Origin of the sequence: Paraburkholderia sp. GAS206C (assembly GCF_050435645.1) — a bacterium.
GTDB classification, from domain to species: Bacteria; Pseudomonadota; Gammaproteobacteria; order Burkholderiales; family Burkholderiaceae; genus Paraburkholderia; species Paraburkholderia phenazinium_B.
Window position 1 is genome coordinate 509,773 of the sequence record NZ_JBNDKR010000003.1, and the last position, 23,311, is coordinate 533,083.

A 23,311-nucleotide genomic window follows, 5' to 3' on the forward strand; every position below is an offset into this window, starting at 1 on the left:
GACAAAGCAACAGCGTTAGCGCGAGACGCGTACGCGCCGCAATTCGTCGAGCACGAGCAGGATCGCACCGATCGTGATCGCGCTGTCGGCGAGGTTGAACGCCGGCCAGTGCCAGGTGCCCACGTGGAAATCGAGGAAGTCGATCACGTGGCCGTACGCCAGCCGGTCGATCACATTGCCGAGCGCGCCGCCGAGGATCAGCGCCAAAGCCGTGCAGAAGAGCCTTTGCGCGCCGTGACGCTTGAGCAGATAGCAGATCACCAGCGCCGCGACCACGCCGAGGCCCGTAAAAGCCCAGCGCTGCCAGCCGCCCGCCATGGCGAGGAAGCTGAACGCGGCACCGCGGTTGTAGACCAGAATCAGGTTGAAAAACGGAGCCACCGCATGCGGCACACCGTAGGCAAACACCTTCTGGACTGCAATCTTCGTGAGCTGATCGAACAGGATCACGATCAACGCCACGCCAAGCCACGGTGCCAGCGAACCGCCGGCGGGTTTCGACAGACTTCTTGTTGCCATTATGCCGCGCTCCTTGTTTCGCCGCTTCCGAACAGATTGCTGAAGCACCGGCCGCATAGGGACGGGTGCTCGGCGTTCTCGCCGACGTCTGCGCGATAGTGCCAGCAGCGTTCGCACTTCAGATATTTCGATGCGACCACTTCGACGCTTTCCGCTGCTTCGTCTTCGACCTTCACAACCGTCGCGGCGGACGTGATCAGCACGAACTTCAGATCCGCGCCGAGGCTAGCCAGCGCGTCGTGACGGGCACCGCTCGCGCGGATTTCGACTTCCGCCTGCAGCGATGAGCCGATCAGGTTGGCAACGCGCGCTTCTTCCAGCGCCTTGGTCACGTCACTGCGCACCGCGCGCAACAGCGTCCATTTGTCGAGCAGCGCCGGCGCATTCGCCACTTCCGGATAAGCGTGATACGTCTCCGTGAAGATGGTTTCGCTGTTCGGCTGGAACACCTTCCACGCTTCTTCTGCGGTGAACGACAGGAACGGCGCCATGATGCGCAGCAGTCCGTGAGCGATGTGATAAAGCGCGGTCTGAGCGGCGCGGCGCGCGACGGAGTCCGGCGCCATGGTGTACAGACGGTCCTTCAGCACGTCGAGGTAAAAGCCGCCGAGGTCTTCCGAGCAGAACGTCTGCAGCTTCGCCACAACCGGGTGGAACTCGTACTTCTCGTAGTGCGCGAGAATGTCCGTCTGCAGATTGGCCGACAGCGCGACCGCATAGCGGTCGATCTCGAGCCAGTCTTCCACCGGACGCGCGTTCTTCTCGAAGTCGAAGTCCGACAGGTTTGCAAGCAGGAAGCGCAGCGTGTTGCGGATGCGGCGATAGCCTTCCGTCACGCGCTTCAGGATTTCCTCCGAGATCGCCAGTTCACCCGAGTAGTCGGTCGAAGCGATCCACAGGCGGATGATTTCCGCGCCCAGGCGATTCGCCACTTCGTGCGGATCGATGCCGTTGCCGAGCGACTTGCTCATCTTGCGACCTTCGCCGTCGACAGTGAAACCGTGTGTCAGCAGAGCGTTGTAAGGCGGCCGGCCGTCGAGCATGGAAGCCGTCAGCAGCGACGAATGGAACCAGCCGCGATGCTGGTCCGAGCCTTCCAGATACAGGTCGGCCGGGAATTGCAGTTCGTCCTTGTGCGAGCCGCGCAGCACGTGCCAATGCGTCGTGCCGGAGTCGAACCACACGTCGAGCGTGTCGCGGTTTTTTTCGTACAGGTTGGCGTCGTCGCCGATCAGCTCGCGCGGATCGAGCGATTGCCACGCTTCGATGCCGGCCTTTTCGACGCGTTGCGCGACTTCTTCGAGGAGTTCCAGCGTGCGCGGATGCAACTCGCCGGTTTCCTTGTGCACGAAGAACGCCATCGGCACCCCCCACTGGCGCTGACGTGACAGCGTCCAGTCCGGGCGGTTGGCGATCATGCTGAACAGACGCTGCTTGCCCCACGACGGATAGAACGCGGTGTTCTCGATGCCTTCGAGCGCGGTTTCGCGCAGCGTCTTGTCGGTGTCGTTCGGCTTCACGTCCATCCCGGCGAACCACTGCGAGGTCGCGCGGTAGATGATCGGCGTCTTGTGGCGCCAGCAATGCATGTAGCTGTGCGTGTACTTTTCCGTGCGCAGCAGCGTGCCGGCCGCTTCGAGCGCCGCGACGATTTTCGGATTGGCTGCCCAGATCGACAGACCGCCGAACAGCGCGAGCGATTCGATATAACGGCCGTCGCCCATCACCGGACTGATGATGTCCGAATCGGACATGCCGTGCGCCTTGCACGACACGAAGTCTTCCACGCCGTAGGCGGGCGACGAGTGGACGATGCCGGTACCGGTTTCCGTTGTCACATAGTCGCCGAGATACACCGGAGCGGTGCGCTTGTAGCTCGGATGTGCCGAGGCGAGCGGATGATGGAAGCGCAGGTTGGCGAGCTTGGCGCCCGTGGTGGTCGCAACAACATGCCCTTCGAGGCCGTATTGCTTCAGGCACGCTTCGACGCGCTCCTCAGCGAGGATCAGCAGTCCACGCGGCGTATCCACGAGTGCATAGACGATCTCCGGATGGACGTTCAGCGCCTGGTTGGCGGGGATTGTCCACGGTGTCGTGGTCCAGATCACGATACCGCCTTCGCTGCGCGGCAACGCCGTGAGGCCGAACGCCTGCGCGGTCTTCTCCGGTTCGGCGAAGGCGAACAGCACGTCGATGGTCGGATCGGTCTTGTCGTGGTATTCGACTTCCGCCTCGGCCAGCGCCGAGCCGCAGTCGAAACACCAGTTCACCGGCTTCAGGCCGCGGAACACATAGCCCTTTTCCATGATCTTCGCGAGCGCGCGGATTTCACCGGCCTCGTTCGTGAAGTTCATGGTCTTGTACGGGTTGTCCCAATCGCCGAGCACACCCAGACGGCGGAAGCCGACCTTCTGCTTCTCGATCTGCTCGCTTGCGTAGGCGCGCGCCTTCTGCATCACTTCAGCGGCCGGCAGCGACTTGCCGAACTGCTTTTCGATCTGGATTTCGATCGGCATGCCGTGGCAGTCCCAGCCCGGCACGTAGGCCGCGTCGAAGCCCGCCAGGTTGCGCGACTTGACCACCATGTCCTTGAGGATCTTGTTCACCGCGTGCCCGAGGTGGATGTCGCCGTTGGCATACGGCGGCCCGTCGTGCAGGATGAACTTCTTGCGACCCTTGGAGGCCGCGCGGATCGTTTCGTAGACCTTGCGTTCCTGCCATTCCTTGACCCATTGCGGCTCGCGCTTGGGCAGGTCGCCACGCATCGGGAACGGCGTGTCGAGCAGGTTGACCGGGTAGCGTGACGGCGGTTTCGAATCGGCTTTTTTGTTGCTCATGGTGTGGTCGCAGTGAATTCGTTTGATGCGCGTTAAGGGCGCGATTTGCGCACGATGCGCGGGGCGTTGAACGCGCCCGGCAGGCATGTCGCGTGATCCACGGATGCCCTTCGATGCGCGCGGCTAGGGCACGTGCTGCGCTTGATGCTGGGCGCGCCGGCACGTACCGCGGCGGCTATCTAATTCGGTCTGTGGCTGAAGTGGCGAAGCCGGTCGAGCGGCTGCCCGGCGTGCCGGTGCCAACCGCAGCAAACCACGCACGCGCATTGGCGACGTCGCGTGCAATGGCGGCGGTCAGCGTTTCGAGGTCGACGTACTTTTCCTCGTCACGCAGTTTCTTCAGGAATTCGACGCGCACGAGTTTGCCATATGCATCGCCGTGCCAGTCGAGCAGGTGAACTTCGAGCAGCACGCGGCCGGAGTCGTCGACGGTCGGGCGCAAGCCGAGACTCGCGACGCCGGGTAGCGGCTCCGCTTCGATGCCATGCACGCGCACCACGAAAATGCCGGCCAGCGCCGGGCGCTTGTGGGCGATGGCCAGATTCAGCGTGGGAAACCCCAGGTCGCGGCCGAGCTTCATGCCGTGCACGACGTGGCCGCTGATCAGGTAATCGCGCCCGAGCGCGGCGCGTGCGGCGTCCAGGTCGCCCGCTATCAGCGACGCGCGCACCCCCGAACTGGAGATACGTGCACCGGACGGATCCGCGACGGTAGCCATCTGTTCGACTTCAAAACCGTGTTGTGCGCCCGCGGCCTTGAGCGAGTCGAAATCGCCCGCACGCCTCGCGCCATAGCGGAAGTCGTCGCCGATCATCACCCAGCGGGCATGCAGGCCGTTGACGATGATCCGCTCAACGAACGTATCCGGCGACTGGCTGGCGAAGGTGTGATTGAAATGCTCGACCACGACCCGGTCGACGCCATTGGTGCGCAACGCTTCCAGCTTGTCGCGCAGCATCGCGATACGCGGAGGCGCGCCGGCGGGATTGAAGAATTCGCGCGGGTGCGGTTCGAAAGTCATCACGCAGACGGGCAGGCCGCGTGCATCGGCCGCCGCCCGGACGTGGGCGAGCAGAGCCTGATGGCCGCGGTGGACACCGTCGAAGTTGCCGATGGTCAGGGCGCAGGGCGCACGGCTCTCGGCATTGGGAAGACCGCGGAAGACTCTCACAATAGCGGGTTGGGGCGACTTTAAGTTGCAAAACAAACGATTATAAACGCTCAAAGCAAGCCACGGCGGCGCAGCGCCGTTCAGGCGTCCCCCGAATGATAAAATCCGCGGATGAAAAAACTTGTCATCCTGATTTCCGGGCGGGGCAGCAACATGGAAGCCATCGTTCGCGCCTGTTCGCGCGAAGAGTGGCCGGCGCAAGTCGCCGCCGTGATTGCCAGCCGTCCAGACGCTGCGGGCCTTGCGTTCGCCGCGTCGCATGGTATTGCCACGGCGGTGGTCGACCATCGCCAGTTTCCCGATCGCGAGTCGTTCGACGCGGCGTTGGCGCGTCAGATCGATGCTTTTGCACCTGACCTGGTGGCGCTCGCCGGCTTCATGCGTGTCTTGACCCCGGGCTTCGTCGACCGCTACGCGGGGCGCATGCTGAACGTGCATCCGTCGCTGCTGCCGAGCTTTGCCGGCCTGAAAACACACCAGCAGGCGCTCGATGCCGGCGTCCGGCTGCACGGCGCGTCTGTCCATTTTGTCACGTCGCAGCTCGATCATGGGCCGATCGTGGTCCAGTCAGCGGTGCCGGTGCTGAACGGCGACGACGCCGCGGCGCTCGCCGAGCGCGTACTGGCCACCGAACACGTCATTTACCCACGCGCGGTGCGCTGGTTCGTCGAAGGGCGCCTCGCGCTCGACGGACTGCGCGTCACGCTCACGCCGCCGGAGCCGCAATGGCTCTTTGCCGACATCAATAGCAACAAGATCGCCGGAGAGGGCGTATGAGACTACATGGATTTCTGATTGGACAAACCGAAACGCTGCTCGCGGACGTGCTGAAGCTGGCCGGCCCCGCAGACGCAGCCACCAGCCGCTTTTTTCGCGCCCACCCGAAGCTTGGGCACGGCGAGCGTGGCGTGATCGCAGAGGCGGTGTTTGCGGTGCTGCGGCGCCGGATGGAGTTCGCCCACCTGGCCGAAAGCGGCGCCGGCAGCCCGGCGCGCCGGATGGCCTTGCTGGGCCTGATGCAGACGGCGGGGCGCTCGGCGTTGAAGCCATTCATTTCCGACTCCGAGTCCAACTGGCTCGAACACGTCGCGAAGATCGATCCGGAAAGCCTGCCGTTGCGGATTCGCATGAATCTGCCCGACTGGATCTATCAGGCGCTGTCAAAGCGTTTCGAAGCTGAAGAGCTGGCGCAACTGGCCGCCGCGCTGAACTATCCGGCGCCGTTGGATCTGCGCGCCAATCCGATCAAGGCGACTCGCGACCAGGTGCTGGACGCGTTGTCCAAAGCCGGTATCGAGGCGGGCTCCACGCCGTTCGCACCGTTCGGCGTGCGGGTGGTCGGCAAGCCACCGCTCACCAAGCTCGATGCGTTCCAGCACGGCTGGGTCGAAGTGCAGGACGAGGGCAGCCAGTTGCTGTGCACGCTGGTTGCGCCGAAGCGCGGCGAAATGATCGTCGACTTCTGCGCCGGCGCGGGCGGCAAGACCCTCGCGTTGGGCGCGATGATGCGCTCCACCGGCCGTCTGTACGCCTTCGATATCTCCGAGCGGCGTCTCGCCAAGCTCAAGCCGCGCCTCGCCCGCAGCGGGCTGTCGAACGTCAATCCGGTACTGATCGACAGCGAGCATGACGCGAAAATCAAGCGTCTGGCGGGCAAGATCGACCGTGTGCTGGTGGACGCGCCGTGCAGCGGGCTCGGCACGCTGCGGCGCAATCCGGACCTGAAGTGGCGTCAGTCACCGGAATCGGTGGCGGAACTCGCGCCCAAGCAGTTGTCCATCCTGACGAGCGCGGCGCGTCTGGTGAAGGTGGGCGGGCGTCTGGTCTACGCGACCTGCAGCATTCTAGAGGCGGAGAACGAGTCGATCGTCACGCAGTTCCTCGCCAATCATCCGGGCTTTGCCCTGGTGCCGGCGCGTGAGGTGCTCGCCGAACAGCGTGTCGAGATTGAAATGGGCGACTACCTGTCGCTATGGCCGCACCGCCACGCCACCGACGGCTTCTTCGCCGCGGTGCTGGAGCGGCGCGCTTAAGGGCGCCTGAGGCGTCGCTGGCGCGCTGCCTGCGTTTTGTCTTAACCGCAAACCGCAGGCATGCCGCGACGGGCGCTCCCACGACACCATGCACAACCGGATCTTCTTTCACCTGTTCGGCGACGTCGCCCATGACTTCGGCCAGCCGGTGATGCTCTGGCAGGTGGGCGTGCTACTCGGCACGCTCGCGCTTGCATGGGGGCTCGCCTGGCTGCTGCGCCGGACCCTCGATTTGCGTCGCCAGACGCGCTATCAGGCACTGCGCTTCGGTGCGGAAAGCCTGAACCGCGCATTTTTTCCGTTGATCGGCGCTGCGCTGGTCTGGATCGCGCAGGCGGTTGCAGCCCCGTTCATGCATACCGCGCTGCTCGATCTCGCGTTGGTGCCGCTGTTCGGCATCGGCCTGATCTATGTCCTGTTCTTCCTCGCCCGTCGGGTGTTCGCAAGCCATGGCGAAGCCCATAAGTGGCTCTTCCTGATCGAGAAAGTCGTCTCGCTGATTGTGTGGATCGGCATGGTGCTCACCGTAATGGGCATTCAGGACGACGTCCTCGACTGGATGGCGAGCGTGCACTTTCGCGTCGCCAATGCCCACATGACGCTGCTGTCGCTGTCGACGGGGCTGCTGTGGGTCTGCGTGACGATGATCGTCGCGATGTGGCTCGGCGCCGCGTTCGAAGAGCGCTTGATGCGCTCGAACACGCTCGATGCGAATCTGAAAGTCGCGGCGGCCCGCGTGGGGCGAGCGTTGTTCGTGCTGGCGGCGGTGTTGATCAGCCTCTCGCTGGTGGGCATCGATATCACGGTGCTAGGCGTGTTCGGCGGTGCACTGGGTGTCGGACTCGGCTTCGGTTTGCAGAAGATCGCCAGCAATTACGTGTCGGGCTTCATCATCCTGATCGACCGTTCGCTGCGGATCGGCGACACGATCAACACCGGCGGCCTGCAGGGCATGGTCACGCAGATCCGCACCCGCTACACGGTGGTGCGCGGCCTCGACGGTATCGAAACGCTGATTCCGAACGAAAAGCTGATTACCGATGTCGTACAGAACCAGTCGTCTTATCTGACGCGCGGCTACTCGAAGATCGCAGTGACAGTGGCTTATACGTCGGACGTCGAGCAGGCGATGCAGTTGCTCGTGCAGGCCACCGACGGGGTGGAGCGCGTGCTGCGGGATCCGGCCCCGACGCCTTATCTGGCGGGCTTCGGGCCGGATGGCATCAACCTCGAACTGGGCTTCTGGATCGAGGATGCGGCACTCGGCACCGCTGGCGTGCGCTCGGCGGTCAATCGCAATCTCTGGCGGCTTTTTAGCGAAAACGGCGTTTCGATCCCGCTCTCTCAGCGCGAAGTGCGGATCGTCGGCTCGGGCGACATACTGTCGCGACCGGTAACTATGACCGGAGATGCCGCCAACGAGCCGGGCAGCGCCGCCTGACGGGGCGGCGGGACCCCGAGAAGGGTGCCAAAAAGACACATCAGCGTGTTTGCCCTGGTTGTTGGGTTGCAAAAAATCCCCAATTGTTACAAACACTTGGAACGGTTCGCGTAGAATGACGTCCAAGCTGTTTGTATGCTTTCACTTTCTTGACGTCGCGTTTTTGGTTACCCTTTGGTTGGCCTTTGATTGCCCTCTTCTGGTTACGTTGTTCGCGTTGTCTTCCTGGTGTCCTGTAACTCTCGTTCCACAGGTAAATTGCCTTGTTGAATTCCTTGCTTGATTTCCTTGCCCACGGTCTGTTGCGTTTCTCGTGGTGGCAACTCGTGGTGTACACGCTCGTGGCGACGCACATCACGATCATCGGCGTGACCGTGTATCTGCACCGCTGCCAGGCGCACCGCGCCCTCGACCTGCATCCCGCCGTCAGTCATTTTTTCCGCTTCTGGCTGTGGATGAGCACGGGCATGCTGACCGGCCAATGGGCCGCGATCCATCGTAAGCATCACGCCAAGTGCGAGACCGAAGAAGATCCGCACAGCCCGCAAACGCGCGGCATCTGGAAGGTGTTGCTGGAAGGCGCTGAACTCTACCGCGTCGAAGCGAAGAACGAAGAAACGATGCGCAAGTTCAGCCACGGCACGCCGAACGACTGGATGGAACGCAACGTCTACACGAAGTACCCGATTCTCGGCGTGAGCCTGATGATGGTGCTCAACGTTGCGCTGTTCGGCCTCGTCGGTCTGACGGTGTGGGCTGTGCAGATGATCTGGATTCCGTTCTGGGCAGCGGGTGTGGTCAATGGCCTTGCTCACTTCTGGGGCTATCGCAACTTCAACTCGTCGGATGCGAGCACCAACATCTTCCCGTGGGGCATCCTGATCGGCGGCGAAGAACTGCATAACAACCACCACACGTATGCGACGTCGGCCAAGCTGTCGAACAAGTGGTACGAGTTCGATATCGGCTGGATGTATATCCGCATCATGTCGGCGTTCCGCCTCGCCAAGGTGAAGAAGATTGCGCCTACGCCGCGTCTGACCACCGGCAAGCTGGTGCTCGACCAGGACACGTTGCAAGCTGTGCTGGCCAACCGCTATGAAGTGATGGCTCGCTACGGTAAGGCGCTCAAGCGCGCCTATCGCCAGGAACTGGCGCACCTGAAGGAAGTGGGCGCTCGCGAAAAGTATCAGGTGATGCGCGGCGCACGCAGCTGGTTCCACAAGGAAGAGGCTGGCCTCGACGAACCGCAGAAGCGTCAACTGCCGCAGATCTTCGCGAACAGCCAGAAGCTGCGTACCTACATCGAGTTGCGTAATGAACTGGCGGCCATGTGGGAGCGCTCGAACGCTTCGCGCGAACAGTTGCTGGTGCAGTTGCAGGATTGGTGTCACCGCGCGGAACAAAGCGGTATCAAGGCTCTACAGGAGTTTGCGATGCGCCTGCGTCGCTATGCGTGAGCAAGAACGTACGCACGAAATCAATTAAAATTTAGTCACGTCACAAAACCCCGCGCTGGCGGGGTTTTGCTTTTTTGGGCCGCCAAAAACGTCGAACGTGACACGCGGCATGTCCATCGCGTGTGGCATGTGCGTGCTGTGCACGATGTGGATCACGCACGGCGATGAGCGGCAAATCAGCAGGGCAGAGGGGATTATGAATCAGCAGGCGATCAGGAGCGTCGAATACGACCGGCCGCAAGCGCAGGGCCTGACATGCGGCATCGGACAGGCGTGGGCGAAGGTGCCGGACGCACCGTCCGCGGAAGAAAAGCTCGCGCTGAAGGCGCGTATTCGCGAGTTGCTTGTGCGCGAGAAGGCGGTGCTCGTCGCGCACTACTATGTCGACGCAGAGCTGCAGGAGCTCGCCGATGAAACGGGCGGGTGCGTTGCGGACTCACTCGAGATGGCACGCTTCGGCCGCGATCATGACGCACAGACGCTGGTCGTCGCCGGTGTGCGCTTCATGGGCGAGACGTCGAAGATTCTCAGTCCCGACAAGCGGGTGTTGATGCCAGATCTCGATGCGACCTGCTCGCTCGATCTCGGCTGCCCTGTCGACGAGTTTTCTGCTTTCTGCGATGCGCATCCGGATCGCACTGTGGTGGTCTATGCGAACACCAGTGCGGCCGTGAAAGCACGGGCGGACTGGATGGTGACGTCGTCGATCGGACTGGAGATCGTTGCCGACCTGCATGCACGCGGCGAAAAGATCATCTGGGCACCGGACCGGCACCTCGGCGGTTACATCCAGAAGAAAACCGGCGCGGACATGCTGCTCTGGCAGGGCTCGTGCCTCGTGCATGACGAATTCAAAGGTATCGAACTCGATCTGTTGCGCGAGCAATATCCCGATGCGAAGGTGCTCGTGCACCCCGAGTCACCGGAAAGCGTGGTGGCTCAGGCGGATGTCGTAGGTTCGACGACGCAATTGATCGACGCCGCGCAACGGCTCGATGCGAAGCACTTTATCGTCGCGACGGACCTCGGCATTCTGTACAAGATGCGCCTGGCCGCGCCTGGCAAGACCTTCATTGAGGCACCTACCGCCGGCAACAGCGCTACTTGCAAGAGTTGCGCGCATTGCCCGTGGATGGCGATGAACGGACTGGCGAATCTGGCTGACGTGCTGGAACGCGGTCACAACGAGATCTTCGTCGATCGCGCGGTGGGCGAACGGGCGCGGCTGCCGATCGACCGCATGCTCGATTTTGCTGCGCGCCACAAGAAGCGCGTGCAGACGAGCGGCGACCTGGCGAAGGACGCGGCGTTGTTTTTGAACGTGGGGCCTGCTTGACGAGGGCGGCCGGGCAGCATCAGGTGCGCAAATCTGGTTGATGCCGTCTCGCCGCTTTTTGCTGAAGCGCGAGCGTTGCCTGAAGTGATTGTCTGAGTCTTCAGCATCAATTTCAGGGAGCGGTACACATCAGCGCCGCCGCAACAAAAAGGCCATCGCCTTCCAGCGATGGCCTTTTTACTTTTGCTCGAGCTTGATCTCTTCGACAAGTTGCGTTCTGAAGAATCGCGCGCGTCACACGTTGCGATTGCGCACGTTCTCCGGCGACAGAACCGTGGGCAACGCTTTCGGCAGCGCAGCGGGCCAGTCGCGGCTGAAGTGCAGTCCGCGGCTTTCGCGTCGTGAACGTGCGCTCTCGACGATCAAGGACGCAACGTCGACCAGATTGCGCAGCTCAAGCAGATCGCGGCTCACCTTGAAGTGCGCGTAGTACTCGTGGATCTCATCGCGAAGCAGCGCCAGGCGATGCTTGGCGCGCGCGAGCCGCTTGTCGGTTCGGACGATGCCCACGTAGTTCCACATCAGGCGGCGCAGTTCGTCCCAGTTGTGCGCGACGACCACCTCCTCGTCCGGATCGGACACGCGGCTTTCGTCCCAGTCGGGCAGTGACGCGTGGACTGCGCCGCCGAAGCCCTCGCCCTCGATGGCGGCAGCCGCCGAACGGCCTATCACCAGGCATTCGAGCAGCGAGTTGCTGGCCAGGCGGTTGGCGCCATGCAGACCGGTGCAGGACGTCTCGCCGACCGCATAGAGGCCAGCGAGATCGGTTCGGCCAGCGAGGTCCGTGACGACGCCGCCACAAGTGTAATGAGCCGCCGGGACGACCGGAATCGGCTCTTTCGTGATGTCGATCCCAAACTCGCGACAACGCGCGAGGATGGTGGGAAAGTGTTCTTGCAGGAACGCCGCAGGTTGGTGACTGATATCGAGGTACACGCAGTCGATGCCGCGCTTCTTGATCTCAAAGTCAATCGCACGGGCGACGATATCGCGCGGTGCCAGTTCCGCGCGTTCATCGTGTTGGGGCATGAAGCGGGTGCCGTCCGGCAGCTTCAGAATGCCGCCTTCGCCACGCACCGCTTCCGAGATCAGGAAGGACTTGGCATAGGGATGGAACAGACAGGTCGGGTGAAACTGGATGAACTCCATGTTCGACACACGGCAGCCGGCGCGCCACGCCATGGCGATGCCATCGCCTGTGGCGGTGTCCGGGTTTGTCGTGTACAGATAGACCTTGCCTGCGCCACCTGTAGCTAGCACCGTATGCGGCGCTTCGATGGTGACGGTGCGGCCGCTTTCGAGATCGAGCGCATATAGGCCGTGGCAGCGACGCCCTGGCAGGCCGAGGCGGTCCGACGTGATCAGGTCGATCGCATAGTGGTTTTCGAGCAACGTGATATTCGGATGGCGACGCACGCGCTCGCTTAACGTGACGACGACCGCATGACCGGTCGCGTCCGCTGCGTGAATGATGCGGCGATGACTATGGCCACCTTCTCGCGTGAGGTGAAAGCCAAGCTCGGCCGCGTCGTCTTTGGTGAACGGCACGCCTTGCGCGATCAGCCATTCGATCGCCTCGCGGCCATGCTCGACGATGAAACGCGTAGCGCCTTCGTCACACAGGCCGCCGCCGGCGATGAGCGTGTCGCTGACGTGGTTCTCGATACTGTCCGCGGAATCCAGCACTGCCGCGATGCCGCCTTGCGCCCAGTCGCTGGCGCCTTCGGTCATCGATACCTTGGCAATCACTGCAACCCGCCGCGTCTCCGCCAGATTTAGTGCAACGCTCAGACCCGCCAGACCACTGCCGACAATTGCCACATCAAAATTCATTTCCTGCGTCTCCGTCACTTGATCAGCCGTTGCGGCTCGTGTCGCCGCTCACCGATAAACGAGCTAGGATACGCGTCGCAGGACATGAGGGAAAGCTGGCCGGATGGCTAATGACGCAAGTGGGGAGATGGGAGGCGTGACATGCACGCATGCCGGAACGGAAGAGCGGCCGTTAAAGCTAACAGCAACGCAGGAAGTACACAGAACGGCGCGCGCCGGAATCTTCATCATTTAGCGCGCCGTAAAACAAAAAGCCCCGCACAAGTGCAGGGCTTTCGTCTTCGTCAACAAGCAGGAAGCAAGATCTTATTTGATCTTGGTTTCCTTGTACGGCACATGCTTGCGAACGACGGGATCAAACTTGCTGATCTCCATCTTTTCCGGCATGTTGCGCTTGTTTTTCGTCGTGGTGTAGAAGTGACCCGTACCTGCGGTCGATTCCAGCTTGATCTTGTCGCGTGCGCCTTTGGCCATGATTTACTCCTTAGGCTTCACCGCGTGCGCGCAGGTCTGCGAGCACGGCGTCAATGCCGTTCTTGTCGATCAGACGCAGGCCGGCGTTCGAAACGCGCAGACGCACCCAACGGTTTTCGCTTTCCACCCAGATGCGGCGGTTTTGCAGGTTCGGCAGGAACCGGCGCTTGGTTTTGTTGTTCGCGTGGGAAACGTTGTTGCCGCTCATCGGCGCTTTCCCAGTTACTTGGCATACGCGTGCCATATGAGAGCACTCCTAATACGCTAATTCTGAGTTCGGACGCCGCGAAAGTTATCCGGAAGGGCCGCGATGATCGCTCAGTTGCGTTCAGTCGCTTATCTCCCGAAAGGCCTTTGATGGCTTCGGAACAGGGTTGGAAACAGGCAAACCGGAATTCTAGCAGAAAAAAAGCCGATAAATCAAACCTTATTTGCGATCCAGCTAGCAGGACAAGGTGCAGCAACAACGGCAATCCGACTGGCATTCCGGCATTGACGGATCCGGAATTCACGACCATCCGGCGCGCGCAAACGAGAAGGTTTCGTGCGTACCGATTACAAGGTGATCGACCAGATGGACGTCGATCAGCGCGAGGGTGTCACGCAGCACCTGCGTGAGATGCCGGTCGCTCGCGCTGGGCTTCACCGCGCCAGAGGGGTGATTATGCGCCACGATCATGCTTGCCGCGTTCGCGGTCAGCGCGCGCCGGACAATTTCGCGTGGATAAACCGCCATCCGCGTGAGCGAGCCGCGCGAGCTTTCCTCGGTGACGATCAGGCGGTGCCGGGCGTCCAGAAAGAGGCAGACGAACACCTCATGAGGCCTGGAGCCGATCAGCAGACGTAAATAGTCCTCGACCGCCTCAGGCGAGTCGATGATCGGTTTCTCGCGCATTTTTTCGACGAGCGAACGCCGCGCCAGTTCGAGGATGGCGAGTAGTTGCGCCGTCTTGGCGGGGCCGATGCCGGGCAGTCCCTTGAAGTCAGCCGGTGTGGCGTCGAGCATTGCGCGCAGCGAACCAAAGCGTTTCAACAGCGAGTCAGCGATGCCGAACACATTGTGACCGGGCAGTCCCGAGCCCAGCACGAGCGCCACCAGTTCGGCGTCGGCCAGGGTGCCGGGTCCGAAGTCGAGCAGCCGCTCACGCGGCATGTCGCGCTTACGGCGCGAGCGTTTGGGTGCGGACGGCTTGGGCCGGCCCGTGTCAGGCGCGTCCTGCCGAGGCGCGGCCACATCCTCATTGAACGGCGCCAGCAAGCCGACCTCCGCGGTACGACTAGCCGCCACCTCGGCGCAAGCGTAATAGTTCATCTCATCGTTCTCCTGTTCGCGGGCGGGAAAAGTCCTCGCCCATGGCGCTTGTGCTTACGATGCACCCAAGCCGCCGCTTGATATGTGGCTTACAATAGAGCCTTTGCGCACGGCACCATTACGGTTTGCCAACCGCACAGGCGGCGCCCCGGCGCCCGCGTGCAGCGCGTCCCGACTGAACGAGTACCGCATGAGCATCATCGACATCTCTGAAGTGAAACCCGGTTCGCACGTCACGCTCCATTACCGGCTTTCGCTTGCCGATGGCGCTGAAGTCATCAACACCTTTACCGAAAAGCCAGCCACGCTGCTGCTGGGTGCAGGCCAACTTGCGCCGCCGCTGGAAGACATTTTGCTGGGATTGAAGGTCGGCCACCATTCGACCTTTCAGCTACCCGCCGGGCAGGCCTTCGGTCCGCGCAATCCGGAACTGATCCAGCGGGTCTCGCTTGCCACGCTGCGCGAAAACAGCATGATCGGTGAGGATTTTTCGCCGGGCGATCTCGTCGAATTCAACGCACCGGGTGGCGGACGCTACGCTGGCGTGCTGAAGGAAGTTGGCGAAACGTCCGCCCTGTTCGATTTCAATCACCCGCTCGCCGGCCAGGCGCTGGCGTTCGAAGTGAAAATCATCGGGATTCTGTAAACATGAGCACCACGGATACGACTGTGACTGAAGCCGAGATCCTGCTGGCGCAACCGCGAGGGTTCTGCGCGGGTGTCGATCGGGCAATCGAAATCGTCGAACGCGCGATCAAGCTGCACGGTTCGCCCATCTACGTGCGCCACGAAATTGTTCACAACGCTTACGTTGTCGAGGATTTGCGCAAGAAGGGCGCGATCTTCATCGAGCAGTTAGAGGAAGTGCCGGCCGGCAACACCGTCATTTTCAGTGCGCACGGTGTTTCCAAGACGGTTCGCGCCGAAGCCGAATCGCGTGGTCTGCGCGTGTATGACGCGACCTGTCCGCTTGTCACCAAGGTGCACATCGAAGTGGCGAAGATGCGTCAGGAAGGCTTCGACATTGTGATGATCGGCCACAAGGGGCATCCGGAGGTTGAGGGCACGATGGGGCAGACGGGCGAGGGCATGTATCTTGTCGAGGATATCGGCGACGTGCAGAAACTTTCGCTCGAAGATCCCGAGCGGATTGCCTTCGTCACCCAAACCACCTTGTCGGTTGACGATGCCGCCGAGATCATCGCTGCGCTCAAGGCGAAATATCCGCAGATTCGCGAGCCGAAAAAGCAGGACATCTGCTATGCCACGCAGAACCGCCAGGACGCGGTCAAGTTCATGGCGCCACAATGCGACGTGGTGATCGTGGTGGGTAGTCCGAACAGCTCCAACTCGAATCGCCTGCGTGAAGTCGCCGAGAAGCGCGGCATTCCCTCCTATATGGTCGATTCACCCGACCAGATCGACCCGGCCTGGATCGTCGGCAAGCGCCGCATTGGCGTTACCGCAGGCGCGTCGGCGCCCGAAGTGTTGGCGCAGGCGGTCATTGCCCGTTTGCGCGAACTGGGTGTGCGCAACGTGCGTGCGCTCGAAGGTATCGAGGAAAATATCGCGTTTCCGCTACCGCGCGGCCTCGGTTTGCCTGCCTGACCCATTCCTGCCGTCTCATCAGAAAAGCGCGCCCATGGCGCGCTTTTTCATTTCCACTGTCTGCGAACCGCGTCTTTTAAATAAGTGTCACATCACATAAATAGACCCGTTTGCGACGCGCAGAATGAAAATTTTTTGCCTCCCAGCGATTTTATTTTATTGGTCTGGACGTGATCGGTCCCCGCTTTTTCTATTGATATCCGACATCTCATAATTTTGATGCACTAGCATTGTGCGTATGGGGGCTGAGATATTAAAAAGTCGTACTTATCGCTCAGCGCTGTGAAACCGGGGCTTGACCGCGATTGCCGCAACACTTGATGCTGCCTGCGTCTAGCTTGGTGCAACTGATGCACGAAAAAATGTCGCAACCGGGTTGCGCCCCTTACTGATTATTAGTCGCAAAATGAGGTTGCAATGCAGGAAAACCCTGCCGTTTCAACAATATTGCCCATCGCATAATTGGAGTTACAATGCGCGCGTTCTCAAGGCCTCTGGCCGTCGGACACTGAATTTAGCAAGGCGCTGGAGACCTACCTAATGCGAGTCAAGTTTGCTTACGCCGCGTCCTGCGCGGCCAAGGTTGCGAAGTTGACCGCGTATTGCCGGTTTCGGCAAACACAACGAAAACGGGGCGCGATTGCTGCTTGAGGACATCACCACGCAGGGGTCGACGCTCGACGGCCGGAAGATCCGGCCGCAGCTGGCCGCGAAGCGTATCGCGCAGATGAATGACGCATCTGCGCCCGCCATTGGCAAATGGCTCGCGGGCGAGTTCGCGAAGACCGCTCGCGCGAGCGGCGCAAAAGTCGTTGCCGGGGAAGCAGCGAATGACCAGGTCGCGGATTTCCCGGCCTTTCTCACCAGAATGAAGTGCGTTCAGCCGGACCTGATCGGGTCCGGCGGTATGAACGCGACGGGCGGACCGCTGACGAAGCAGGCGGCCATGCTCGGTATCAGGGCAAAAATCCTTGGCGGCGACGGTGTGTGGACCGACAAGGTGGGGGAGCTGGCGAGATTTGCCGTGCAAAACCCGGTTAGCCCGAAGGCGGCATTCGCGCCTTCGGACATGGCCAAAGGAGCGGACTTCGAGAAGAAGCATGAAGGCCGTTCCGACACACCGGTGCAGAGTGACGCGCCGTTCACGTATGACGCTTTGTACGCGAACGTCGAAGCAATCAAGCGCGCCCACTCAATCGATGCGCCCGAGGTGCTGGCTGCGATGCCGTCCCCCGGTTACGACCGCGTAACCGGACCCATCGCATTCGACGACAAGGGTGATTTGAAAGAAGGCGCTATTACGCTTTACGACTTCAAGGACAGCGAAGCTGCGGTCCTCGACGCCGTAGAGATGTAATGACGGGACGTACAGCCTGACGGCACCCTGGCCCACCCATGGTGTCGTTTTTGCATCCGTTTCCGGCGAGCCGGCGACTGTATTCCGGTCGCAAGACAAGCCGGTGGCGGATAACCCTTACCGGTCTTTTACATCAGTACCCGCAGTGCCGTTGCGATTTGTGTGAAGCATCACCGCCCACCGATGATGACGAACACGAATCCAGTCGCACGGGCTAAGGAGCATTAAATGGATATCTTCATCCAGCAGATCCTCAACGGACTGGTGCTTGGCAGCGTTTACGCCATCATCGCACTGGGCTATACGATGGTTTACGGCATCCTGGGCATCATCAACTTCGCGCACGGCGATGTGTTGATGGTGGGCGCGATGGTTGCGCTTTCAGCCATAGGCGTGCTGCAGAACCACTTTCCGGGGCTAGGCCATGTGCCGACGCTCATCATCGGGTTGATCATCGCAGCTGTCGTGTGCTCGGTAGTCGGCTACACGATCGAGCGGGTGGCCTACCGGCCGCTGCGCCGCGCGCCGCGTCTGGCTCCGCTGATTACCGCCATCGGCGTGTCGATCCTGCTGCAGACGCTCGCCATGATGATCTGGTCGCGCAATCCGCTGCCGTTCCCGCAGCTGCTGCCTACCGATCCGATCAACGTGATCCAGGCCGGACCGAACAATCCGGGCGCCGTGATCTCGATGACTGAAATCGTCATCATCGTGGTCGCGTTCCTGGTGATGGGAGGGCTGCTGCTGCTCGTGCACAAGACGAGGCTCGGCCGTGCGATGCGCGCGATTGCCGAGAATCCGAACGTCGCGAGCCTGATGGGCGTGAACCCGAACTTCGTGATCTCGGCAACCTTCATGATCGGCTCCGCACTCGCTGCGCTGGCCGGCGTCATGATCGCCTCCGAGTACGGCAACGCTCACTTCTACATGGGCTTCATCCCCGGTCTGAAGGCCTTTACTGCGGCGGTGCTTGGCGGTATCGGCAATCTCGGCGGTGCGATGGTCGGTGGCGTTGTGCTCGGCCTGATCGAGCAGCTGGGTGCGGGCTACATCGGCAACCTCACGGGTGGCGTGTTCGGCAGTAACTACCAGGACGTGTTCGCCTTCATTGTGCTGATCGTCGTGCTGGTGTTCCGTCCGTCGGGCCTGCTTGGCGAACGTGTCGCAGATCGCGCCTGACCTGGGCCATAAGGAGCAAATAACATGACCTCAATTCAACCGATCGAGCCGTCCACGACGCTCATCCCCGAGAAGAACAAGACGAAGACACTGACGGTCGGCATCATCACCGCAGTACTGGTCATCGTTGCGCCGATGATTATCGGTGCAGCCGGCGGCAACTACTGGGTGCGGGTGCTCGACTTCGCCATGCTCTACGTGATGCTGGCGCTGGGTCTTAACGTGGTGGTCGGCTTCGCCGGTCTGCTGGACCTGGGCTACATCGCGTTCTACGCGATCGGCGCCTACACCACGGCTCTGCTGTCTTCGCCGCACCTTTCCACGCAATTCGCGTGGATCGGCGCAATGTTCCCGCATGGACTGCATACGCCGTTCTGGATCATCGTGCCGATCGCCATGGCGCTCGCCGCGATGTTCGGCGTGCTGCTCGGTGCACCGACGCTGCGTCTGCGTGGCGATTACCTCGCCATCGTGACGTTGGGCTTCGGGGAAATCGTGCGGATCTTCATGAACAACCTCGACCGTCCGGTGAACATCACCAACGGTCCGCAGGGGATCACGGGGATCGATCCGGTGAGCGTGGGCGGCTTTAGCCTCGCGCAGACTCACACGTTCCTCGGCTTCCAGTTCACGACGGTGTACATGTACTACTACCTGTTCGTGCTGTGTGCGCTGCTGGTGATCTGGGTCTGTACGCGTCTGCAGCACTCGCGTATCGGCCGTGCGTGGGCCGCGATCCGCGAGGACGAAATCGCCGCCAAGGCCATGGGCATCAACACCCGGAACGTGAAGCTGCTGGCGTTTGCGATGGGCGCGTCGTTTGGCGGCCTGTCGGGCGCGATGTTCGGCGGCTTCCAGGGCTTCGTGTCGCCGGAATCGTTCACCTTCTGGGAATCGGTCGTGGTGCTGGCCTGCGTGGTGCTGGGCGGCATGGGCCATATCCCGGGCGTGATTCTCGGTGCGGTGCTGCTCGCCGTGTTCCCGGAATTCCTTCGTTCGACAATGGGTCCGCTGCAAAACGCCATCTTCGGCCACGAAATTGTGGATACCGAAGTGATCCGTCAGTTGCTGTACGGTCTCGCGATGGTTCTCATCATGCTGTACCGCTCGGAAGGCCTGTGGCCCGCACCGAAGCACGAGGACAAGATTGCGAAAATCGCGAAGCGCAACAGCAAGAAGCCGGTGCGCGCCTGAGGCTGCGCAGGGCGATTGCCCTGCATGGGACCAGAGTAAGCGCTAAAGCGCCAACTCTGGTCGACAACGGAGAATTCTATGAGTGACAACAACATCCGCCTGTCCGTCAAAGGCGTGAACAAGCGCTTCGGCGGCCTGCAGGCATTGTCGGACGTTGGCCTTGAAATCAAGGCGGGCGAAATCTACGGCCTGATCGGTCCGAACGGCGCTGGCAAGACCACGTTCTTCAACGTGATCACGGGGCTGTACACGCCGGATTCGGGCGACTTCCGCCTGGACGGCGAAAGCTACACGCCGACCGCGGTGTACCAGGTCGCGAAGGCTGGCATCGCCCGCACGTTCCAGAACATTCGTCTGTTTGGCGGCATGACTGCACTGGAAAACGTGATGGTGGGCCGTCACGTGCGCACGAAGCACGGCCTGATTGGCGCAGTGTTCCAGACGCCGTCGGAACGCAAGGAAGAGCGCGAGATCAAGGAACGCGCGCTCGAACTGCTGGAGTATGTCGGCGTGCTGCAATACGCGGACTACACGTCGCGCAACCTGTCGTACGGGCACCAGCGCCGTCTCGAGATTGCGCGCGCGCTGGCAACCGATCCGAAGCTGCTCGCGCTCGACGAGCCGGCCGCCGGTATGAACGCGACGGAGAAGGTCGAACTCACCAAGCTGCTCGACAAGATCCGCGGGGACGGCAAGACGATCCTGCTGATCGAGCACGACGTGAAGCTCGTGATGGGCCTGTGCAACAACATGACAGTGCTCGATTACGGCAAGGTGATTGCCCAGGGTCTGCCGCAAGACGTGCAGAAGGACCCGAAGGTGATTGAGGCTTATCTGGGTGCGGGGGTCCACTGATGGCTACGGCAATGTTGAAAATCAAGGGCCTGCAGGTCAATTACGGCGGCATTCAGGCAGTCAAGGGTATCGACCTCGAAGTTGCCCAGGGCGAGCTCGTCACGCTGATCGGCGCGAACGGTGCGGGCAAGACCACGACGATGAAGGCGATCACGGGTCTGAAGGCGTACGGTGCGGGCGATATCGAGTACATGGGCGAGTCGATCAAGGGCCTGCCCGCGCATGAACTGCTGAAGCGCGGTCTGGCGATGGTGCCGGAAGGCCGCGGCATCTTCGCGCGCATGTCGATTATCGAAAACATGCAGATGGGTGCGTATCTGCGTAACGACACGGACGCCATCAAGGCAGACGTGGACCGCATGTTCGGCTTCTTCCCGCGTCTGAAGGAACGTGCCACGCAGTACGCGGGCACGTTGTCGGGCGGCGAGCAGCAGATGCTGGCCATGGCGCGCGCGATCATCAGCAAGCCTAAGCTGTTGTTGCTCGACGAGCCGTCGATGGGTCTCTCGCCGATCATGGTCGAGAAGATCTTCGAAGTGGTGCGGGCGATTTCGGCTGAAGGCATGACCGTGCTGCTGGTCGAGCAGAACGCTCGCCTTGCGCTGCAGGCGGCGAATCGCGGCTACGTGATGGACTCGGGGCTGGTGACGATGTCCGGTGACGCAAAGCAGATGCTCGACGATCCGAAGGTGCGGGCTGCTTACCTCGGTGAATAAACGCTGAACGGAAAGAGTGGATGAAATAGCCACTCTGACCTGCGCAAGAAAAAGGCCGCATGCATCGTTTGATGCATGCGGCCTTTGTTATTTCCGACGCGCCTCGCCGGGCGGGTGCACGAGGTGACGAGTGTGACCCGGGCGGTTATCCAGCCAGCACTAAGCAGCGGATGGTGACGTTGTCTCTGCTGGCAACACAGGCGCGGCGGCGTCAGCGAATTCACCCAACCGTTTGCCCATACTGATCACAGCATCCGCCCGATACCCAAGCGCCTCATAAAACTCGCGGATCTCTTGCTTCGCCGAGAGCACCTGCAGATTCACCTTCGGACAGCCACGCGCGGTTAGCGCCGCCTCCGCATGCGCGACCAGCCGCTTGCCGATGCCATGCCGCCGATACGCCGTATCCACCGCGAGCGAATACATCCAGCCGCGATGGCCGTCATAGCCCGCCATCACCGTGCCGACCACACGTGCGTCGATCTCGGCGACAAAGAACAGCTCCGGCTGCGTCGTCATCTTGTTGGCGATCGACAGATGCGGGTTGCGCTGCGGCCTCGTCACGTCCCGGTACTCGGGAAACGCTTCTTGCCACAACGCGACCACGACATCGGTATCGCCGGCTTCGAAGCAGCGGATCGCGAGCGGTGTGGTCGTCGTTACCGTCATATGTGCTCCGGGCGAATTAGAGGGTGTCGAGAATCGACCGCAGCATTGCCATCATCTGGTCGATTTCTTCGTTGGTCACGTTCAGGGCCGGCATGAAGCGCAGCAGATTCGGACGCGCTGCGTTCAGCAGCAGGCCGTCCGGCTGCAGGTTGCGCGCCTTCTCGACGATCTGGTTGCCGATGTCCTTGCCTAACAGCAGCGCGCGCAGCAGCCCTTCACCGCGTTCGCCTTCAAAGCCGCGCTCTTCCGACAGTTCAAGCAGCTTGGCGCGCAGATATTCGCCGCGTGCCCGCACGCCTTCTAGGAAGCCCGGCGCCGTCAGTTGCGAGATCACCGAGTAGCCGACCGCCGTCATCAGCGGATTGCCGTTGTAGGTACCGCCCTGGTCGCCCGCTTCGAACACTTCGACCGCCGCCGTACAAAGCAGCGCCGCGAGCGGCACGCCGCCGCCAATCCCCTTGCCGAGCGTCATGATGTCGGGCTCGATGCCCGACAGTTCATACGCGAACAGCGTGCCGGCACGGCCGCAGCCGCTTTGCACTTCGTCGACGATCAGCAGGAGGTTGTGCTTCCGCGTCAGCGCGCGCAGTTGCTGCATGAATTCGCGCGTCGCGGGAATCACGCCGCCTTCGCCCTGAATCGGCTCGAGCATGACCGCCACGGTCTTGCCGTTGATGAGCTTCTCCACCGACGCGATATCGTTCAGATCCGCCTTCGGGAAACCCGGCACCTGCGGCGCGTAGATCGTGTCCCAGCCCGGCTTGCCGCTTGCCGACATGGTGGCGAGCGTACGGCCGTGGAAGCTGTGGTCGAACGTGATGATCTCGAAGGCACCGTCCTTGTGTTTCTTGCCCCACTTGCGGGCGAGCTTGATCGCGCCTTCATTCGCTTCCGCACCGCTGTTCGTGAAGAACACCTTGTCGAAGCAGCTATGCTCGGTGAGCAGTTGCGCGAGCTGGGCCATCGGGCCGTTATAGAACGCCGGCGACGGGTTGATCAGCAATTGCGCCTGCTTGTTGAGCGCTTCGATCATGCCTTCATTGCAATGCCCGAGGCTGTTGACGGCCCAGCCCTGGATGAAATCGAGGTATCGCTTGCCGGTGTTGTCGTAGATCCACGAGCCCTTGCCGTGCGTGAAAACGATCTCGGGCCGGTTGGTGATGTACATCAGCGACTCGACGGGATACTCATTGAAATTCATGGCGGCAGGCTCCGGGCGTTGCAGGGGTGAAGGAACAGTAAAAAGGGGACGAAGAAAACAAAAAGCCACGGCATGCCGTGGCTTTCATGATTCGAACTACATGCGCCTGTCTGGCG

The 23,311-nt window shown here is 61.6% G+C and carries 21 protein-coding genes; 12 read left to right on the forward strand and 9 right to left on the reverse strand.

Translation table 11 applies throughout. The features are described from left to right. Positions 1-15: 15 nt before the first annotated feature. The 3 genes from lspA to P3T20_RS10670 all read right to left on the reverse strand — a co-directional run bounded on the left by lspA (position 16) and on the right by P3T20_RS10670 (position 4,527). On the reverse strand, positions 16-519 hold the full coding sequence (gene lspA, locus P3T20_RS10660; protein ID WP_074263549.1) for a signal peptidase II: 504 nt from the start codon (positions 517-519) through the stop codon (positions 16-18). Continuing rightward, entirely contained in the window at positions 519-3,356 is a 2,838-nt protein-coding gene (gene ileS, locus P3T20_RS10665; protein WP_074263550.1) for an isoleucine--tRNA ligase, read from the reverse strand. The genes lspA and ileS overlap by 1 nt, the downstream gene beginning before the upstream one ends. 175 nt (positions 3,357-3,531) lie before the next feature. Next, positions 3,532-4,527: a bifunctional riboflavin kinase/FAD synthetase gene (locus P3T20_RS10670; protein WP_074263551.1), complete on the reverse strand. Its 996-nt coding sequence runs from the start codon at positions 4,525-4,527 to the stop codon at positions 3,532-3,534. A 111-nt stretch (positions 4,528-4,638) separates the two neighbouring features. Here P3T20_RS10670 and purN point away from each other — a divergent pair, with 111 nt between their 5' ends. The 5 genes from purN to nadA all read left to right on the forward strand — a co-directional run bounded on the left by purN (position 4,639) and on the right by nadA (position 10,797). Then, on the forward strand, positions 4,639-5,304 hold the full coding sequence (gene purN, locus P3T20_RS10675; RefSeq protein WP_074263552.1) for a phosphoribosylglycinamide formyltransferase: 666 nt from the start codon (positions 4,639-4,641) through the stop codon (positions 5,302-5,304). Further along, positions 5,301-6,560 carry an RsmB/NOP family class I SAM-dependent RNA methyltransferase gene (locus tag P3T20_RS10680; protein ID WP_074263553.1) on the forward strand — a complete coding sequence of 420 codons (1,260 nt, stop codon included), beginning with the start codon at positions 5,301-5,303 and terminating at the stop codon, positions 6,558-6,560. The genes purN and P3T20_RS10680 overlap by 4 nt, the downstream gene beginning before the upstream one ends. Before the next feature lie 88 nt (positions 6,561-6,648). Continuing rightward, positions 6,649-8,001, forward strand: coding sequence for a mechanosensitive ion channel family protein (locus P3T20_RS10685; protein ID WP_074263554.1), 1,353 nt, complete (start codon positions 6,649-6,651; stop codon positions 7,999-8,001). 263 nt (positions 8,002-8,264) lie between these two features. After that, a complete protein-coding gene (locus P3T20_RS10690) occupies positions 8,265-9,461 on the forward strand; it encodes a DesA family fatty acid desaturase (protein ID WP_074263555.1) in 1,197 nt (398 codons plus the stop codon). Between the two features lie 196 nt (positions 9,462-9,657). After that, positions 9,658-10,797: a quinolinate synthase NadA gene (nadA, locus tag P3T20_RS10695; protein ID WP_074265942.1), complete on the forward strand. Its 1,140-nt coding sequence runs from the start codon at positions 9,658-9,660 to the stop codon at positions 10,795-10,797. A gap of 234 nt (positions 10,798-11,031) precedes the next feature. Here the strand turns inward: nadA and nadB are convergent, their stop codons facing one another. The 4 genes from nadB to radC form a co-directional block, all read right to left on the reverse strand. Next, positions 11,032-12,630: an L-aspartate oxidase gene (gene nadB, locus P3T20_RS10700; RefSeq protein ID WP_074263556.1), complete on the reverse strand. Its 1,599-nt coding sequence runs from the start codon at positions 12,628-12,630 to the stop codon at positions 11,032-11,034. Positions 12,631-12,936: 306 nt separating this feature from the next. Further along, the gene (rpmG, locus tag P3T20_RS10705; RefSeq protein ID WP_074263557.1) at positions 12,937-13,104 is read right to left on the reverse strand and encodes a 50S ribosomal protein L33; all 168 of its coding nucleotides are present in this window, start codon (positions 13,102-13,104) and stop codon (positions 12,937-12,939) included. 10 nt (positions 13,105-13,114) lie between these two features. Continuing rightward, positions 13,115-13,348 carry a 50S ribosomal protein L28 gene (gene rpmB / locus P3T20_RS10710; RefSeq protein ID WP_007180631.1) on the reverse strand — a complete coding sequence of 78 codons (234 nt, stop codon included), beginning with the start codon at positions 13,346-13,348 and terminating at the stop codon, positions 13,115-13,117. Positions 13,349-13,612: 264 nt separating this feature from the next. Continuing rightward, entirely contained in the window at positions 13,613-14,416 is an 804-nt protein-coding gene (radC, locus tag P3T20_RS10715) for a RadC family protein (protein WP_429286863.1), read from the reverse strand. A gap of 190 nt (positions 14,417-14,606) precedes the next feature. Here radC and P3T20_RS10720 point away from each other — a divergent pair, with 190 nt between their 5' ends. The 7 genes from P3T20_RS10720 to P3T20_RS10750 all read left to right on the forward strand — a co-directional run bounded on the left by P3T20_RS10720 (position 14,607) and on the right by P3T20_RS10750 (position 21,325). Then, positions 14,607-15,062 carry an FKBP-type peptidyl-prolyl cis-trans isomerase gene (locus P3T20_RS10720; protein WP_074263558.1) on the forward strand — a complete coding sequence of 152 codons (456 nt, stop codon included), beginning with the start codon at positions 14,607-14,609 and terminating at the stop codon, positions 15,060-15,062. Positions 15,063-15,064: 2 nt separating this feature from the next. Next, entirely contained in the window at positions 15,065-16,024 is a 960-nt protein-coding gene (gene ispH, locus P3T20_RS10725; RefSeq protein WP_074263559.1) for a 4-hydroxy-3-methylbut-2-enyl diphosphate reductase, read from the forward strand. A gap of 640 nt (positions 16,025-16,664) precedes the next feature. Beyond that, positions 16,665-17,381 (forward strand): ABC transporter substrate-binding protein, encoded by a 717-nt coding sequence (locus P3T20_RS10730; protein ID WP_429286864.1) that lies wholly within the window; start codon positions 16,665-16,667, stop codon positions 17,379-17,381. Positions 17,382-17,609: 228 nt separating this feature from the next. Next, a complete protein-coding gene (locus P3T20_RS10735) occupies positions 17,610-18,560 on the forward strand; it encodes a branched-chain amino acid ABC transporter permease (protein ID WP_074263561.1) in 951 nt (316 codons plus the stop codon). A 24-nt stretch (positions 18,561-18,584) separates the two neighbouring features. Further along, positions 18,585-19,754, forward strand: coding sequence for an ABC transporter permease subunit (locus P3T20_RS10740; RefSeq protein WP_074263562.1), 1,170 nt, complete (start codon positions 18,585-18,587; stop codon positions 19,752-19,754). 78 nt (positions 19,755-19,832) lie between these two features. Beyond that, a complete protein-coding gene (locus P3T20_RS10745; RefSeq protein ID WP_074263563.1) occupies positions 19,833-20,609 on the forward strand; it encodes an ABC transporter ATP-binding protein in 777 nt (258 codons plus the stop codon). Beyond that, positions 20,609-21,325: an ABC transporter ATP-binding protein gene (locus P3T20_RS10750; protein WP_074263564.1), complete on the forward strand. Its 717-nt coding sequence runs from the start codon at positions 20,609-20,611 to the stop codon at positions 21,323-21,325. Before P3T20_RS10745 ends, P3T20_RS10750 begins: the two co-directional genes overlap by 1 nt. Before the next feature lie 159 nt (positions 21,326-21,484). Here the strand turns inward: P3T20_RS10750 and P3T20_RS10755 are convergent, their stop codons facing one another. Both P3T20_RS10755 and P3T20_RS10760 read right to left on the reverse strand, forming a co-directional pair. Beyond that, positions 21,485-21,994, reverse strand: a complete 510-nt coding sequence (locus P3T20_RS10755) for a GNAT family acetyltransferase (protein WP_074263565.1) — start codon at positions 21,992-21,994, stop codon at positions 21,485-21,487. A 16-nt stretch (positions 21,995-22,010) separates the two neighbouring features. Beyond that, positions 22,011-23,195, reverse strand: coding sequence for an acetylornithine transaminase (locus P3T20_RS10760; protein WP_074263566.1), 1,185 nt, complete (start codon positions 23,193-23,195; stop codon positions 22,011-22,013). Positions 23,196-23,311: the final 116 nt, after the last annotated feature.